This is a genomic window from Cupriavidus sp. UBA2010, from assembly GCF_002335265.1.
In the GTDB taxonomy this organism is placed as follows: Bacteria; Pseudomonadota; Gammaproteobacteria; order Burkholderiales; family Burkholderiaceae; genus Cupriavidus; species Cupriavidus metallidurans.
On record NZ_DDCI01000033.1, the window covers coordinates 392,817 to 408,928 of the forward strand.

Sequence of the window (16,112 nt, forward strand, 5' to 3'; positions counted from 1 at the left end):
ACCTTAGTGCGTGTTGCATACTGCGTCCGGGGCGGGAGCCAGTAGCTGCTCCCAGCATTTGGCGATACCGTCAAGGGTGTAACGCCGTGCGACATCTCTAGCGCTGCTCGCAAGCGCGTTTGCCAGGTTGTTGTCGCGAATGACCTCGATCAGTCCGTCCGCAAGCGCGCGTGGATCGCCCGCCCGCACCAGCATGCCATTTTCGCCGTTGCGAATGAGTTCCGTCGGACCGGTTTCGCAATCTGTCGAAACGATTGGTAAGCCAAATGCCATGGCTTCCAGTAGCACTAGCGCAAAGCCCTCATAGTGCGAGCTCAGGCAAAAGATGCTTGCGTTACGGTAGACATTTTCTATGTCTTGCCGCATGCCAACAAGGGTCACGCAATCTTGCAGGTTGAGCATCGTGATAATCTCTTCGAGCGCCGAACGCTCTTCCCCGTCGCCCGCGATGACGAGCTTCCAGTCAGGGGCCTCGGCGCTGACGAGTTTCCAGGCGTGCAGCAGCACGTCGAACCCTTTTGCTGCCGTTAGCCGCCCAACGGCCAGAACGGTATTTGACGAACGGGGTGCTGGATCGATCGGGTATGGAAACGGTAGGGGATTCCCAATGGCGATAACACGAGCGCGAGGCGCCATGTCGACCAGCCACTGTTGACGGTCGCGTTCTGTGAGAACCACTATTGACTCGCTGAAGCGTGCCGCGAGCATTCGTGCCAGGCGCCGTTGAGGACGGCCGAGATCCTCGCCAAGATGGCAGTGCTCCCAGGCAATGCGCCTGACATTTAGGCCCAACGTTGCAGGAAGGGTAAACAAGCTGAGCATCGTGTCGACATCGACGAGCGTGTCAATGGTGTTGTCCCGCAGGAAGCGACGGATCCTCACGATCGTGGAAAGGAACGCTTGTTTGAACGAGGGGCGTCGAGCGTGCAACGTATGATGCCGTACTGCCGGGTGTAGCTGAAAGCATGAAGTCTTGCCCCACAAGCTCACAATAAAGACTTCGTATCCACGCGTGACTAAGTCGTTAGCAATGACGGCTGTCATTCGTTCGGCGCCACCTATCTCGCCGAGAGTCCCCGTCAAGAAGCAAACGCGAGGCTTGTGGCTCATGTCGCAACCCGCAATGGATGCATTCGACTTGCTATTAGCGTGGCCACTCCTGCCATTGTTGCCAGCAGGTAGGCCGCACCATATCCAATTAATGCTCCCCGGACTCCATACCGGGGAATCAGCCAGAGATCGACGATCACAGTCCCGGTCAACACAATACCCCATTTCATTGCGATCCAGGCTGGCCGCCGCATATACACAGCCATCAAAGTCAGTCCTACGTCAACAAAGGCAAGCACCGATATGATGGCTCCGCCTTGAAGCAAGGAGACCGCGGCCGAAAATCGACTTCCGTAGAGCAAATGCACAATCCATGGTGCCAGCGAAGCAATGATGACGGCGCCGCCCATCCCAAGGATTGCTAGTAGTGTCGTGATTCTCAGCACGTTCTTGCGTGCGGTCGCCAAGGAATCTGATCGGTAGACATAGGCGGGGGCAATGCCGGCGGCGAGTATGCTCGCGACAATAGTGAAATTATCCAGTATCTGGATACACGCTGCATATGCGGCAAAATCGGGGGCAGGTACAGCGGGCTGCAAGATAAGCTGGTCTACGCGACGTGCAGCCATCATTAGTATGAAGCTTACCCAGAACAACGAGCCAGTGGATACTAGTTCCCGCATCAGGGGAAGCTGCCAGACGATGGCCTGCCTGGGTGTCTTCCTGACGTAGTAGGCGCTGAGGAGCACCGCGAGCACGACAGCCTCTATCGCAATTGCCGAGGCGAAATCCGCGACGCTACTGGCGCCGAGGAGAACAAGTCCGACGACGAGTGCCATCTTGACGGCCAGCGCAAGCAACGAGAACAGCGTTCCTGGCCGGTTGTTGATATGGGCTTGCATCCAGGCAATCGCCACGCCAAACGGTTCGCGCAACAGAAAGGCCACTCCGAGGAGAAGAGCGGCTTGCCAGACGTCCGCCGACGCGGAGGTGACCCCGAGAAATGCGTACATCAGCAGGTACCCGCTGAATGCTCCCAGAAGACGAAGGATTAGTGCATGTAAGACCAGTTCTTGCTCAGCAGTTGGAGAGGGGGCGGCTACAAGTCGGGGTACAATGACTTCCGCGCTGCATACGAAGGCCAATGAGCCGGCGACAAGCACCACGGACTGGGCATATTGGAAATGTGCGAAACCGACGGGGCCAAGGGCACGCGCAAGCATTGCAACGATCGCAATGCCGCATCCGACCTGCAAGCCGCGTTCGGCCAGCATCCAGAGCAGGTTGCCTGTAACGCGACGTCGCATCAGGCCGCCTCCGAATGCGGCGCGATGGCGCCGCCGCCGGGCAGGCCAACATAGAGCGAGAGCCAGCGCCGGGCCACAGCTTCGATCGAGAAGGTGGCCAGCACGCGCCCGCGCCGACTGGCTTGCACGGCGGGCGATCCGCAGCCCGTCCGCAATGTATCGGTCAGCGCAGCGGCAAGTCCCTCGACGTCGCCGCGAGGCACAACGACACCGAGGTCTCCCACCACTTCCGCCACGCCTGGTGCGTCGGTCGATACCACCGAGCAACCGCATGCAAGCGCTTCGACCAGTACCATCGGCAGGCCTTCGACGTTCGAGGACAGCGCGAAGGCATCCGCGGCGTTGAGCAGGGCGGGGATGTCGTGACACTGTCCCAGCAACGTCAAGCGCGACGCGAGGCCAAGCGATGCGACAAGGTCGGACAGCGGTTGCCACAACGCTCCATGGCCTGCGATCAGCAGGTGTGCGGGAATTGCCGGGTCGACTTGTGCAAAGGCGCGAATTAGGGTGTCTTGCGCCTTTTCAGGTACCAGCCTGCCGACGTTGAGCAGCACCCGCGTGTCGGCACTGAAGCCAAGTTGCGTGCGCGTGGCCTGGCGCACTGCGGGGTCGGGACGAAAGCGCTCAACGTCGATGCCATTTGGCATCACGACAATGCGCGACGCCGACACGCCGCCTGACGCGATCATGCCGAGGCGGCCATCGATGCTGACATGCGTGGTGATGTCGGCCCAGCGGTCCGTCAGCCGGTAGGCCGCCATGCGGAGACGGCCGCCTTCACGGAAGCTGTGTGCCGTGCAAACCAGCGGCGGACACTTCACGATGCGCGTGAGCGCCCGGGCAAACAGATTGGCATGGACCATATGGGCATGGATGACGTCAGGCCGCCAGGTGCGGACAAGCGTTCGTGCTTGCCCGAGTGCGCGCATCATGCCGGCCGGCGTCTTGCGCATGCTGAGCTCGACCACATGGGCGCCCGGTGGCAAGTCGATCTCGCGCCCTGGCGACAGGCTGAGGATGGCAACGGCATGGCCCATCGCCAGGAAGGCTTGCGCCAGCAGTATCACCTGGTGCTCGGCGCCGCCCACCTTGAGTCCGGTCGTGACAAGCATGATGCGCATCGGTGAGCGCCCCGTATGAGCGGTCGACGTCATCAACGCGCTCCGTATCCGGTCAACAATGTGCGGACGGTCTTTACCGCGATGAGCAGATCCAGCGCGAACGAGCAGTGCTTGACATAGTACAGGTCGTAGCTGAGCTTGGTCACGGTCTCGGCGTGGGTGCCGACATAGCCTTGCTGCACCTGCGCCCAGCCTGACAGGCCAGGGCGCACGAGGTGCCGGTACGGGTAATAGGCAATGGTTTCGGAGAATTCGTCGACCATTGGTACCTGCTCGGGGCGCGGGCCGATGAAACTCATGTCGCCGACCAGCACGTTCCACAGTTGCGGGATCTCGTCGAGCCGGTATTTGCGGATGATGCGGCCCACACGGGTCACGCGCGGGTCTTGGCGCAAGGCGAACTGCGCTGGCGCATGCTTGTCCCCCCCCATGCTGCGAAACTTCAGCATCGTGAACGGCTTGCCGAACAGGCCCACGCGGCGTTGCCGGAACAGCGCACCCCCTTCGGTTTCCGCACTGACCGCGAGCGCCACGGCCAGGCCAATGGAGAGGGCCAGCGGGGCGAGGGCGATCACGGCGACGATGTCGATCAGCCGCTTGACGTAGTCAAACAGGTAGTGGTCGGCATAGTCGTCGAAGAAATTCTCGTCGATATGGTCCAGGCCTACGCGTCCCGTCAGCATCTCGCCGATCCGCTCCACGGAGTACATGCGCAGGTGACCGAGCCGGTACTGGCTAAGCAGCCGCGTGCGCGCCGGATCGGCGGTCAGGCCGCGTTCCACCAGGATACCGTCGCAATGCATGGCATCCTCGGGCGAGCCGATCTGCTCGAAGCGCGTCTTGGCGGGCGGATTGGCGCCGGGCATCGCGATGATGCGGTTCAGATGCTGCAGTGTCGCGGGGTCCATGTAGCCAAATACCGGCACATACTTCTGCACGTAGCGGCGATACCCGAACCAGATCCACGCGAGCGTGGTGAAGTAGCTCACCAGCACGGCACCACGCGAGTACTCGATATGGAAACCCGCATAGACGATCAGCAGCAGGGCAAAGGGCAGGGTCGTGGCCACGCCGACAATGCTGGCGCCCTCCATTGCCGGCAGATGCAATGCGCGATGCACCAGCAGGAACGCCGCGAGGTAGGGCAGGATCGACCACAGCAACGTGCGCGGGAACACGTGGGTGACAAAGCCCGCCTGGTGGGCAACTTCCGACAACGCGGCGTCGATGCCAAACAGTACCAGGCCGATGGCGGCCCAGGCGATCATGCGGCTGGCCCGCCGGATTGTCTCCGATCGTGCGGGTGTGCCAGGGCCGTTGCGCCGCAGGGCGCTGCCGTGCAGGGTATTCATGATGCCGAGATGCGTGCATCCGCGTGGCGCACGCGAGCCAGGACCCGTTGATAGACCATCCAGATGGCGCCCACCATGCGCTCCAGACCGTACGTTTCCTCCCACCGGAGCCGACCGGCTTCGCCTGCCAGGGCGCGGGCCGGCGCGTCGGCCGCAAGCTTGCGCAGTGCGTCGGCAAAGCCGCGCGGGTCACTGCCCTTCACCAGTACCCCACACAGCCCGTCGCCAAGCTGTTCGCGAATGCCCGGGAGTTCGCTGGCGATCACCGGCAGCCCTGCGCGCATGGCTTCCAGAATGGAAATTGGGAGTCCCTCATGGTCGGAGGCCAGCAGGAAAAGCTGTGCGCTGGCAAGCAGGGCAGGGATGTTGTCGATGGTGCCAGCAAAACGCACGCGCCCCGGTGCCAGTTGACTGGCCAGTCGCTCAAGGTCGGTGCGCTGTGGCCCGTCGCCGGCGATGACCAGTTCGCAATCGGGCCATTGCGCCGCGGCAAACGCCTCGATCATGATGTCAGGGCGTTTCGGGGCCGCCAGCCGAATAACGGTCACGACGCGCCGAAGCGGGGCGGCCGGACGCGCCCGCGCCGCCACATCGGCAATGCCATTTGGGATCACGCTGATACGGTCTGCGCGGATCGGCAGGCTGCGCGCCAGGGCCCGCTCGGCCTCGGCCACGCAAATGACATGGCTTGTCAGGGGCGCCAGCAACCATTCGGCGATGCGCGCGACGGTGCGCTGCTTCCACGGCGCGGCCGGCTTGAACGCAAAGCCATGGACGGTATAGACCACGGGTATGCCGAGGAACTTGCCGGCAATGCGTCCCAGTGCGCTTGCCTTGGCGCTGTGCGTATGGATGATGTCGGGCGCGGCCTCGCGCAGTGCCTGGGTCAGTTCCCGCAATGCCGCCACGGCCTTGGCCGGAGACAGGGCATTGTCCATCGTCGCCAGCCGGATGGCGGGAATGCCCAGGTCGCGGGCCAGGGCGAACAGGGGCCCATCACCGCCCGCCAGCAACGTGACGTCGGCCCGCCCGCGCAGGGCGCGCAGCAGGTCGGCAACATGGGTCTGGGCGCCGCCGGTCTCGGAATTCGTGATGAGACAGGCGATGCGTGGCCGTCCAGTCGGCGCGATCAAGGGCAATGTGGAATCTCGAACAGGGGTGGCATGTGTAGGCGATGCGACGTGCGCATTCAGCCGCCACTCGATTGGATCGGTTGTCCGACAAAACGTGCGCATGCGGACCGAAAACTGCCCAAAAGGGCCGAAAAATTCCCTTGAAGGGGTGGCTGACGGCGATTATAGCGCCTGCGCCACGCGCAATCCGGCACAATACGGTTTTTTGGCGCCCTGCCGCGCCCCGCCCGAGGTGTCCCACCCCGGTGCGGAATCGCACGATGAACCTTGTCCCCAGGAAGCCACATGCAAATTGATCCTTCGATCTTCAAGGCCTATGACATCCGCGGCATCGTCGGCAAGACGTTGACGCCGGAAGTGGCCCGTTTCATCGGCCTTTCGTTTGGCTCGACCGCCGCCGAGCAAGGCGAAAAGACGGTCGTGGTCGGCCGCGACGGCCGGCTATCGGGCCCCGACCTGCTTGGCGGGCTCGTGGAAGGCCTGCGTGCCGCGGGGCTGGACGTGATCGACCTCGGCATGGTCGCCACGCCGATGGTGTACTTCGGCACCAATATCGAACTGGATGGCCGCCGTGCGACGTCAGGCATCATGGTCACGGGCAGTCACAACCCGCCCGACTACAACGGCTTCAAGATGGTGCTGGGCGGCAAGGCGATTTACGGCGAGCAGATCCAGGCCCTGCGCCAGCGCATCGACGCCGGCAACTTCACGAAGGACGCTGGCGCCTACAAGCTTGTCGACGTGCGCCAGCAGTACCTAGACCACATCGTTGGCGACGTGAAGCTGGCCCGTCCGATGAAGATCGCGCTCGATGCCGGCAACGGCGTGGCCGGGGCGTTCGTCGGCGATCTGTTCCGGGGGCTTAGCTGCGAGGTGACCGAGCTGTTCTGCGACGTCGACGGCCATTTCCCGAACCACCATCCTGATCCGGCCCACATGGAAAACCTGCAGGATCTGATGCAGTGCTTGCGCGACACCGACTGCGAGCTTGGCCTAGCCTTCGATGGCGACGGCGACCGCCTGGGTGTGGTCACCAAGGACGGGCAGGTCATCTTCCCGGACCGGCAATTGATGCTGTTCGCCGAGGAGATCCTCTCGCGCAATCCTGGCGCGCAGGTGATCTACGACGTGAAGTGCACGGGCAAGCTGGCGCCGTGGATTCGTCAGCACGGCGGCGAGCCGTTGATGTGGAAGACAGGCCATTCGCTGGTCAAGGCCAAACTCAAGGAAACGGGTGCGCCGATCGCCGGCGAGATGAGCGGCCACGTGTTCTTCAAGGACCGCTGGTACGGCTTCGACGATGGCCTGTACACGGGAGCTCGCCTGCTCGAGATCCTATCGCGCCACGCCGACCCGAGCGCCGTGCTCAACGCGCTGCCGAACTCCAACTGCACGCCCGAGCTGCAACTCAAGTGTGCCGAAGGTGAAGCGTTCACGCTGCTCGACAAGATCCGCGCGAATGCGAAATTCGATGGCGCGAAGGATGTCATCATGATCGATGGCGTGCGCGTCGAGTATCCCGACGGCTTTGGCCTGGCGCGCCCGTCCAACACGACGCCAGTGGTGGTGATGCGCTTCGAGGCCGACAACGACGCCGCGCTGGCACGCATCCAGGCCGAGTTCAAACGCGTGATCCTGGCCGAAAAACCGGATGCAAAGCTCCCGTTCTGAAGTCGTGCAGGCATCGACAGTAGAGACACCGTCGCCCCTGGCGGCGGTGTCTCCGTTTGCGCTGCCCGCGCGACCGCGCATCCTGATCGTCAAGGTGTCGTCGCTGGGCGACGTGGTCCACAACATGCCGCTCGTGCACGATCTGCGCGCGCGCTGGCCCGATGCCAAGATCGACTGGGTGGTGGAAGAGGGCTATGTCGACCTGGTGCGATTGCTGCCCGAAGTGGGCCGCGTAATTCCGTTCGCGCTGCGCCGCTGGCGCAAGCGGTTCTGGCAGGGCGAGACCTGGGCCGAGGTTGGCGCGCTGCGCGATGCCATCCAGGCCCGCCCCTATGACGCCGTGCTCGAAACGCAGGGCCTGCTCAAGACCGCCATCGTGGCCCGCACCGCGGCCCGCGCCGCTGGCGCGCCGGTGATCGGCCTGGGCAATGCCACGCAGGGCTCGGGCTACGAGCCGGCCGCCCGGCTGTTCTACACGGCGCCAGTCAAAGTACCGCGCAAGACCCATTCGGTGCGCCGGTCGCGCCTGCTTGGCGCCGCATTGACCGGCATCACGCCGCCTGAACCACCGTGTTTCTTTGGCCCTGCCGCCAACACGCTGAACGTCAATGATTCGCTGTGGGCGGATCTGCCTGCACGCTATGCGGTGTGCTTCCATGCCACGGCCGGTGCAAAGAAGCGCTGGGCGGTGGCGAACTGGCACGCACTGGGTCAGAGGCTCCACGCGGAGGGTCTGACCGTGCTACTGCCGTGGGGTAGCGAGTCCGAGCGTCGTGATGCCGAGGCACTTGCCGCGGGGATCCCGGGCGCGCGCGTGCTGCCGCGCTTTTCGGTCATGCAGGGCTTCGGGCTGATCAATCGTGCCGAGGTAGTGATCGGCGTCGATACGGGGCTGGTGCATATTGCCGCCGCGCTGTGCCGCGCCACGGTCGAAATCTATACCGCCACGTGGCGCTGGAAGACTGAGGGCTACTGGTCCGACTGCATCGCCAATGTCGGCGACGATGGCGTCGTGCCGACCGTCGACGAGGTCCATGCCGCTACCTTGCGCGTGCGCGGAGTGGCCGCCTGATGCTTCGTCTGGTCTATACCCTGTTGTGGCTGGTGATCCTGCCACTGGCGCTGCTGCGCCTGGTCTGGCGCTCGCGCAAGGAGCCCGGCTATATCCAGCATGTGGGCGAGCGCCTGGGCCAGTATGGCGATCTGCCGGCCGCTGGGCCGTGGCTGTGGGTCCATGCGGTATCGGTCGGCGAGACTCGGGCAGCGCAGCCGTTGATCGATGCCCTGCTGTCGGCCTATCCGCAGCATCGGCTGCTGCTGACGCATATGACGCCGACCGGTCGCCAGACTGGCGCGCAGTTGTACGGCGGCAATTCGCGTGTCCAGCAGTGCTATCTCCCGTATGACATGCCCTGGCTGGTGCGGCGCTTCCTCGCGTATTTTCGCCCCGATGCCGGCCTGATCATGGAAACCGAAGTGTGGCCGAATCTGGTGCACGTGACGCGCCGCGTCGGCGTGCCGCTGTTCCTGGTCAACGCGCGTCTCTCACCGCGCAGCTATCGGCGCACGGCGCGTTTCGGCAATGCCGCCGCGTCGCTGTACAACGACTTCACGATGGTGCTGGCCCAGACCGCCGGCGATGCCGAACGCTATCACGCGCTCGGCGTGCGGTCGGTGCAGATTACGGGCAACCTGAAGTTCGACATGCGGCCGCCCGAGGCCGGCGTCGCGCGCGGGCAGCTTCTGCGGAGCGCCTTTGGTAATCGGCACGTGTTGGCGGCGGCAAGCACACGCGAGGGCGAAGAACCGCTGATCCTGGACGCGTTCTCGCGCTGGCCCGGCGCCGATCGTCCTGCATTGCTGCTGGTGCCCCGTCATCCGCAGCGCTTCGACGAGGTGGCTGCGATGGCCACGCGCGCCGGCTTCAGCGTCCAGCGTCGCAGCGCACTCGATATTGAACAGCTTGCGTGGCCGATCACCGCCGACGTCGTGCTGGGCGACTCGATGGGCGAGATGGCGATGTACTACGCGGCCTCGGACATCGCCTATATCGGCGGGAGCCTGCTCCCGCTGGGCGGGCAGAACCTGATCGAGGCATGCGCCGTCGGCACGCCGGTGCTGATGGGGCCGCACACGTTCAACTTCGCACAGGCCACCGAAGATGCGATCGCGGCCGGCGCCTGCAAGCTCGTGGCCAATGCGGACGAACTGATGGCCGCAGCCGCCGCTGTGCTGGGCGACGAAGCCCAGCTGGCCGACATGCGCGCGCACGCCCTGACCTTTGCGGGCCTGCATCGGGGTGCGACGGCGCGTACGCTTGGCGCGCTGGCGCCTGTGTTGCGCTGACATACGGACGCGCGATTCGGCGCTAGACTGACAATCTTTTGTGGAGATTGATGCGCAAGAGTTGTGAAGGCGTTTCATCTAGCAAAGGAGTAGATCGATGCAACATATTCCCCGACCTTTGGTCATGACATTGGCCCTCGCTGCCACCGCCATGATTTCCGCCTGCGCCACCGGACCGCTGCCCGACAGCCCGTCCGCCACGACCAGCCTCGGCGACACCCGCTCGGGCGGCCCCAGCCGCTGGGAGCTTGTGCGCTGGCAACGCGCCGATGGCTCCTTGCGCGATATTCCCCACGGCGATAATGGCCAGCCGATCGTCTTCGACTTCAACGACGGTATCGATTCGCAACAAGGCACGGTAAGCGGCACCAGTGGCTGCAACCGCTTCACGGGCGGCTATGGCAAGACCAGCACCGGCATTCGCTTCGATCACATCGCCAGCACGCGCATGGCCTGCCCGGAGCCGCGCATGGAACTCGAGTCGGCGCTGTTCAAGGCAATGGATTCGCCCTTGACGACGGTCGGCACCCAGCCGTCGGCGGGCTCGACCGGGCGGCAGATCGTCTGGAAGACGGCGGATGGTGATCTACTGCAGTTCATCGAGCGCGAGGGCGTGGGCCAGCGCCGTACGAAGATCGATGCAGCGCCGCCGGGCAAGGAGAAGATCGTCTATATCGACTCGCGACGCGTGGAATGCCCGGGCGTGGGCAAGATGCAATGCTATCGCTGGCGCGAGTCGTCCGATGCCCCGTGGCAGCTCTGGTATGGACCGATCGAAGGGCTCGATTTCGAACCCGGCGTCAGCTACAAGCTGCGCGTACGCGAGTACCAGGTGCCGAACCCGCCTGCCGATGCGGCGTCGATTCTCTGGCAGCTTCTAGAGGTGGTGGAGCGAACGCGGACTCGGTGACGCAGGATTTGACAGAAGGGATGATGTGCGGCGCGTGGCTAGTCGTCCATCGGCGATCATATAGAATCCCGCCTGGTTTCAAGAGCGCCACGGCACTGTGGCGAGATCGTCGCTTTACAAGTCCAACTATGACCTTCAGCAACAAGCTCCTGACGAGGATCGCTACTGTCCTCGTATTTGCCTTTCCCGTGTTGATCCTTTGCGTGCCGAGAGGCGCAGGGGTCTTCCTTGCCGGGGTCGGCATGTTGGCGTTGCTGGGCTGGCGGGGCATGGGGCGTGCATGGCGTGAGCATGCCAATGTCCTAACACCGCTCGCCGTGGCAGTGCTCGCCTTTATGGCCGTCTATGTTGGATCGAAGCTGTATTTTCATACGCCGTGGAACGTCATCGATAATCCGTCCCGGACACTGCTGGCGATCCTGACATGCTGGGTGATTGTGCGCGCGGCACCCAATCCCAAATGGTTCTGGCGCGGCATTACCGTGGGGCTTTTCCTTGCAATGCTGATTGTTGGCTATCAGCATTTCATGCTGGGCGATGGGAGGCCGTCGGCTTTTGTCCAAGCCATCGCCTTTGCCAACATGGTGGCGGCGCTCGCGCTGGCGGGTTTCGCTCGTCCTGGGGAGGGGTTCCGCTCGCATGCGGAGGCTTGGTTCAACGTGCTCTGCGCTGCATCTATTCTCATTGTGAACGGTACGCGAGGTGGCATGGTGGCGATGCTCGTGACGCTGTTCCCACTACTTCTCGTTCGCTACAGGTATTTTAATGTACGCTTGTTCCTGGCGGCAGCCGCCGGAATCGTCGTGCTGATTATCGGCCTGTACATGATTCCCGGAAGTCCGGTTGCCCAGCGGGTTGACCAGGCTGTCATGGAGATTCAGCAGTTCCAGCAGGGGAATGCCGAAACCTCGGTGGGTGCCCGGCTGCAAATCTGGCAGATCGGTATCCAGTATTTCGAGGAGCATCCTTGGACCGGCGTCGGCGTCGGACAGTTCGCCCGCATTCTGCATGCTGCCCCCTACTGCGAGCATCGAACTGAATCTGTAGCGTGTGTTCTGGAGCACGCCCATAACGATATCGTTGAGGCGGCGTCCACTACTGGTATCCCGGGCCTGTTGACGATGCTTGGGCTCTTCCTTGTTCCTGCCTTGCTGCTCTGGCGTACGTTGCGCGCGTGCCGTGCCAACAAGAATGGTTCGGGTATAAGTTTGGCCGGCGCTGGACTCGGGGTAGTGATGGCGTCGCTGATCTCCGGCTTGACTCAGGTGACGACCGCGCACCAGGCCAACGTCGTGTTCTACGCAGGCCTAATTGGCCTGCTTCTGGGGATGGCAGGGTGTGAATCGCGGGCGATGCGCTTGGCCAGGTCGGCGACACCTGGTCAGCCGGATGTCAGGATCGCGGCGTAACGCCCGGCGCCAGGGTTGCGCGGCGGCCGCGCTCGCCGCGTGGGGGCTTCGGCGCTGACACTGCGCCCACGCTTGCTTTCCCCGGCAACTTAAACATCGCCCCCGGCGCCGACGTCAGCAGCGTGTTGATCTGCACCACGTCTGCCTCCGACAGTGCGCCAGTTGAAGCCTTCAGGCGCATCCCGTTCACGATCGTGTCGTAGCGGGCCTTGGCCAGGTCGCGGCGGGTCTGGTACAGCTGCGCCTCCGCGTTCAGCACATCGATGTTGATGCGCACGCCGACTTCATAGCCCAACTGGTTCGATTCCACCGCGCTTTGCGCCGAACGTTCGGCGGCTTCGAGCGCCTTGACCTGTGCCAGGCCGTTGTACACGCCGGAATAGGTTTGGCGCGCTGTCTGCGCGGCGGTGCGGCGCGCGAATTCGAGATCGCTCGCGGCCTTGTCCGCAAGGGCCAGCGTTTCGCGCACGCGCGACTGGATCTGCCCGCCCGTGAAGATCGGAATGCTCAACTGCACGCCCACCACGCCTGAGTTGTAGCGGCTGCCCACATTGCTAAGCTGCGTGGCAGTGCCCTGGGCATTGGTGTAGCCGTAGGACGCGACGAAGTCCACGGAAGGCAGGTGACCGGCCTTGGCCTTCTTTGTTTCGCGCTGCGCGGTTTCGAGGTTGTATCCGGCCAGGCTGACCTGCGGATTGGCCTGCTCGGCCTGGGCCGCCCATGCGTTGACATCGGCCGGCGCCGGGCCCGGAATCGCCGCTTCGGAGCGCAGTCCCATCAGTTCGTCGACGGATTTGCCGGTGATCTGTTGCAGCGTGGCGCGGGACACCTCGAGCGCGCTTTGCGAAGCAATCTCCGTGGAGGTGGCCAGGTCGTAGCGCGCCTGGGCATCGTTGGCGTCGGTAATGGTGGCGGTGCCTACCTCGAAATTGCGCTTGGCCTGCTCGAGTTGCTCGCCAATGGCCTTCTTCTGGGCACCCGCCAGGTAGAGGTTGTCCTGCGCGGCCAACACATCGAAGTACGCCTGCGAGGCACGTGTGATCAGGTCGAGCTGTGCCTGCTGGAAGGTGATCTCGCCCGCCAGTGCGGCCAGTTCTCCCTGCTTGTAGGTTTCCCAGCGATCCCAGCGGAACAGCGGCTGTGTCAGCTGCAGCTGCCAGGTGTTGGCGTTGAAATAGCGGGTGACGTCGACCGGCGAGCTGTAGTCGGCCTGGGTCCGCTGCGCGCCTGCCGTGCCAAAGACCTGCGGCAACAGGCCCGAGCGCGCCTGGGGCAGCTTCTCGCGCGTGGCGACGAGCTGCGCACGTGCGCTGGCGAACTGGGCGTCATTGGATTGCGCATCGCGATACACCTGCAGCAGATCGGCTGACTCCGCGGCCGGCAAGTGCAGCAGGGCCACAAGAGCAGCCGCGAGCGGCAGGGATCTCCTGGCCGCACCGGGCACGGCGGAAAGCGGAAAACTCATGACATCTCCAGCGCGGCCTGCGACGCGGCGCGGCCAATGTTCGGTTACATCGACGGGTGGTACGGCAAGGACTGCGGAGGTGCTGCAGGGCGGGATGGTCCCGGGCGGTGTTGCCGTCCCGGGGCCAGTTCCCGGGTCAGTACTGCGGGACGGACGGGTCGACTTGCGTCGACCAAGCGTGAATGCCGCCGGTCAGGTTGTAGACCTTGGCATAACCTTGGCGCTCGAGGAAGTTCGCGACCTGCATGCTGCGCGCACCGTGGTGGCAAATGCAGACGATTTCGGCGTCTTCGTCGAGTTCGTTCAGCCGGCCAGGAATCTGGCCCATCGGGATATGCGTGATGCCGGGCATTGCGGCGGTCCGGATCTCGATGTCCTCGCGTACGTCGAGCAGCACCGGTTTCGCGCGGCCGGCATCCGCCAGCCATTGGGCGAGTTCGGGAGCGGTAATGACTTGCATATCTGGCGTCTGATCAGAACTTGAAGCGCGACGGCTGGACGGCGCCTTCCAGCGGCTTGGCCAGCGTTTCGAACAGGTCGACAACCTGGTACTCGGTCTCGGAGGCGCGCGTGATGATGCGGGCTTCCATGACCGGGGCCGAGCCGACGATGGCAGCGATACGGCCGCCGACCTTCACCTGGGACAGGATCGCGCTCGGAATCTCCGGCACGGACGCCGAGATGCAGATCACGTCGTACGGCGCGGCGACCGCCCAGCCTTCGGCGGCGTTGCCTTCTGCGACATCCACGTTGGTGATGCCGGCGTTGGCCAGGTTCTGGCGAGCCAGGGCGACCAGTTCGGGATGAACGTCCACGGTGAGCACGTGACGGGCGCGGTTGGCCAGCAGGGCGGCCATGTAGCCGGAGCCCGCGCCAATTTCGAGCACGTTCTCATGCTTGCGCACGTTCAGGTCCTGCAGGAGACGGGCCTCGACGCGCGGGGGCAGCATGTTCTCGCCGCACGGCAGCGGAATCTCCATGTCGACGAAAGCCAATGCGGCGTAGGCCTGCGGTACGAACTGCTCACGCTTGACCACGGCCAGCAGGTCCAGGATTTCCTGGTCCAGCACGTCCCATGGGCGGATTTGCTGTTCGATCATGTTGAAGCGGGCTTTTTCGAGATCCATCTTGCCTTTCCTTCCAAATGCTTGCGGGGTTGCGCTGCCGGTTAGCGGGTGATGCCGCCGTCAGCGCTGTCGTTGCGGTTGATGCCGGGTGACGTCCCGACGGGTGCCGAAGCCGCAGCCTGCCGGGAAGTTACGCAAAAGCCCACTATTTTACCCTCTCGCACCCGAATGGCATGTTTACAAAACATTAGAAGCGAGCGGCGGGATGCGTTTGCGCCACGGTGGTGTCGAGACGCCATCTTGCGGGCGACAAGGTCGGTCATTGGCCCGTCTCCGCAGGTGGCGCCAGGCCCGCTGCGCGTTCGGCCAGCAGCTCGTCGCGGATCCTTTCCCATATGTATGGGCCCTGGACCGGCGGTAGCGGCGTATCGCGCGATGGCCCGGTGGTCAGGCCGAACAGCAGTACCTGGAGCAACTGGTCGACGAACGCCTCGGGGTCGATGACCCGGCAGTCCAGTTGTCCAAATGCGCTCCGCCAGAGCATCAGGAATACCAGTGGGGCGCAGATCAGCGTGGTGGTAGGGTTTGCCGGCGCGGCGCGGAACTCGCCGCGCGCCACGCCACGGGCCAGCACACGTGCGAACAGTTCGTCGCCGGGTCCCATGACCTCGTCCTGGTAGAACTGGGCGATATCGGGGAAATTATGCGATTCGGCCATGATCAGCTTGGTCAGGCCGGCCACGGGCGTGGCGCCGATCAGGCCCCACCAGCCAAGCAGCAATTCGCGCAATAACTCGGGCGTGGAGCCCTCGTAGCGATCAACCAAGTCCGTGCCGCGCACGAGCGCGGGCACCATGTTCTCCCGGACCACGGTCTTGAACAGCTCTTCCTTGTTGGCGAAGTAGAGATAAACCGTGCCCTTGGATACGCCCGCGGCGGCGGCGACATCCTCGAGTCGTGTTGCCGCGTAGCCGCGCTCGACGAAGAGGTCCAGCGCCGCGGCAACCAGTTCCTGGGGGCGGGCAGCCTTGCGCCGGCTCCAGCGCCGGGTATCAGGGTCTTTCTTTGGCAGGGCGGCGGTCACGGTGTGCGGGAATGGCAGGGCCCTCGGGCGGAGCAAGGCCTCGCGGGGACCGATATTAATAACCTATGGGTCAGTAATGTAGGGGGGCGCTTACGTATGGTCAAGCAGACAATATGAACAAGGCGCAGCTTGTTTAAAAGTGACTCACTTGTCTCACGTGGTCGAAGTTGCCCTTTGTTTCAGGTGCCAGCGCCCGC

At 63.8% G+C, this 16,112-nt stretch carries 14 protein-coding genes; 5 read left to right on the top strand and 9 right to left on the bottom strand.

Annotated elements, in window-relative coordinates:
* Window positions 1–3 precede the first annotated feature (3 nt).
* From B2246_RS25575 to B2246_RS25595, 5 genes are read right to left on the bottom strand one after another with little or no spacing between them, the layout of a single operon-like run.
* Window positions 4–1,110, bottom strand: coding sequence for a glycosyltransferase family 4 protein (locus B2246_RS25575; RefSeq protein WP_035884752.1), 1,107 nt, complete (start codon window positions 1,108–1,110; stop codon window positions 4–6).
* Window positions 1,107–2,357, bottom strand: a complete 1,251-nt coding sequence (locus B2246_RS25580; RefSeq protein WP_035884753.1) for a lipopolysaccharide biosynthesis protein — start codon at window positions 2,355–2,357, stop codon at window positions 1,107–1,109. Before B2246_RS25580 ends, B2246_RS25575 begins: the two co-directional genes overlap by 4 nt.
* Window positions 2,357–3,511 carry a glycosyltransferase gene (locus B2246_RS25585; protein WP_035884754.1) on the bottom strand — a complete coding sequence of 385 codons (1,155 nt, stop codon included), beginning with the start codon at window positions 3,509–3,511 and terminating at the stop codon, window positions 2,357–2,359. Before B2246_RS25585 ends, B2246_RS25580 begins: the two co-directional genes overlap by 1 nt.
* Window positions 3,511–4,830, bottom strand: coding sequence for a sugar transferase (locus tag B2246_RS25590; RefSeq protein WP_051705556.1), 1,320 nt, complete (start codon window positions 4,828–4,830; stop codon window positions 3,511–3,513). Before B2246_RS25590 ends, B2246_RS25585 begins: the two co-directional genes overlap by 1 nt.
* On the bottom strand, window positions 4,827–5,969 hold the full coding sequence (locus B2246_RS25595; RefSeq protein ID WP_035884755.1) for a glycosyltransferase family 4 protein: 1,143 nt from the start codon (window positions 5,967–5,969) through the stop codon (window positions 4,827–4,829). Before B2246_RS25595 ends, B2246_RS25590 begins: the two co-directional genes overlap by 4 nt.
* 279 nt (window positions 5,970–6,248) lie before the next feature.
* On the opposite strand from B2246_RS25595, the gene B2246_RS25600 reads away from it, so the two are divergent.
* From B2246_RS25600 to B2246_RS25620, 5 genes are all read left to right on the top strand, one after another.
* Window positions 6,249–7,634 (top strand): phosphomannomutase/phosphoglucomutase, encoded by a 1,386-nt coding sequence (locus B2246_RS25600; protein WP_035884756.1) that lies wholly within the window; start codon window positions 6,249–6,251, stop codon window positions 7,632–7,634.
* The gene (gene waaC, locus B2246_RS25605) at window positions 7,615–8,706 is read left to right on the top strand and encodes a lipopolysaccharide heptosyltransferase I (protein ID WP_035884757.1); all 1,092 of its coding nucleotides are present in this window, start codon (window positions 7,615–7,617) and stop codon (window positions 8,704–8,706) included. Before B2246_RS25600 ends, waaC begins: the two co-directional genes overlap by 20 nt.
* Window positions 8,706–9,980 (top strand): lipid IV(A) 3-deoxy-D-manno-octulosonic acid transferase, encoded by a 1,275-nt coding sequence (gene waaA, locus B2246_RS25610; protein ID WP_035884758.1) that lies wholly within the window; start codon window positions 8,706–8,708, stop codon window positions 9,978–9,980. The genes waaC and waaA overlap by 1 nt, the downstream gene beginning before the upstream one ends.
* Before the next feature lie 124 nt (window positions 9,981–10,104).
* Window positions 10,105–10,890, top strand: a complete 786-nt coding sequence (locus tag B2246_RS25615) for an META and DUF4377 domain-containing protein (protein WP_411431810.1) — start codon at window positions 10,105–10,107, stop codon at window positions 10,888–10,890.
* 128 nt (window positions 10,891–11,018) lie between these two features.
* On the top strand, window positions 11,019–12,299 hold the full coding sequence (locus B2246_RS25620; RefSeq protein WP_051705558.1) for an O-antigen ligase family protein: 1,281 nt from the start codon (window positions 11,019–11,021) through the stop codon (window positions 12,297–12,299).
* Here B2246_RS25620 and B2246_RS25625 read toward each other — a convergent pair.
* From B2246_RS25625 to B2246_RS25640, 4 genes are all read right to left on the bottom strand, one after another.
* A complete protein-coding gene (locus tag B2246_RS25625; RefSeq protein ID WP_035884759.1) occupies window positions 12,283–13,764 on the bottom strand; it encodes a TolC family outer membrane protein in 1,482 nt (493 codons plus the stop codon). The genes B2246_RS25620 and B2246_RS25625 overlap by 17 nt on opposite strands.
* A gap of 136 nt (window positions 13,765–13,900) precedes the next feature.
* A complete protein-coding gene (locus B2246_RS25630; protein ID WP_017513381.1) occupies window positions 13,901–14,224 on the bottom strand; it encodes a rhodanese-like domain-containing protein in 324 nt (107 codons plus the stop codon).
* Between the two features lie 13 nt (window positions 14,225–14,237).
* Window positions 14,238–14,891: a protein-L-isoaspartate O-methyltransferase family protein gene (locus tag B2246_RS25635; protein WP_011517281.1), complete on the bottom strand. Its 654-nt coding sequence runs from the start codon at window positions 14,889–14,891 to the stop codon at window positions 14,238–14,240.
* 259 nt (window positions 14,892–15,150) lie between these two features.
* A complete protein-coding gene (locus B2246_RS25640) occupies window positions 15,151–15,915 on the bottom strand; it encodes a TetR/AcrR family transcriptional regulator (RefSeq protein ID WP_035884760.1) in 765 nt (254 codons plus the stop codon).
* Between the last annotated feature and the right edge of the window lie 197 nt (window positions 15,916–16,112).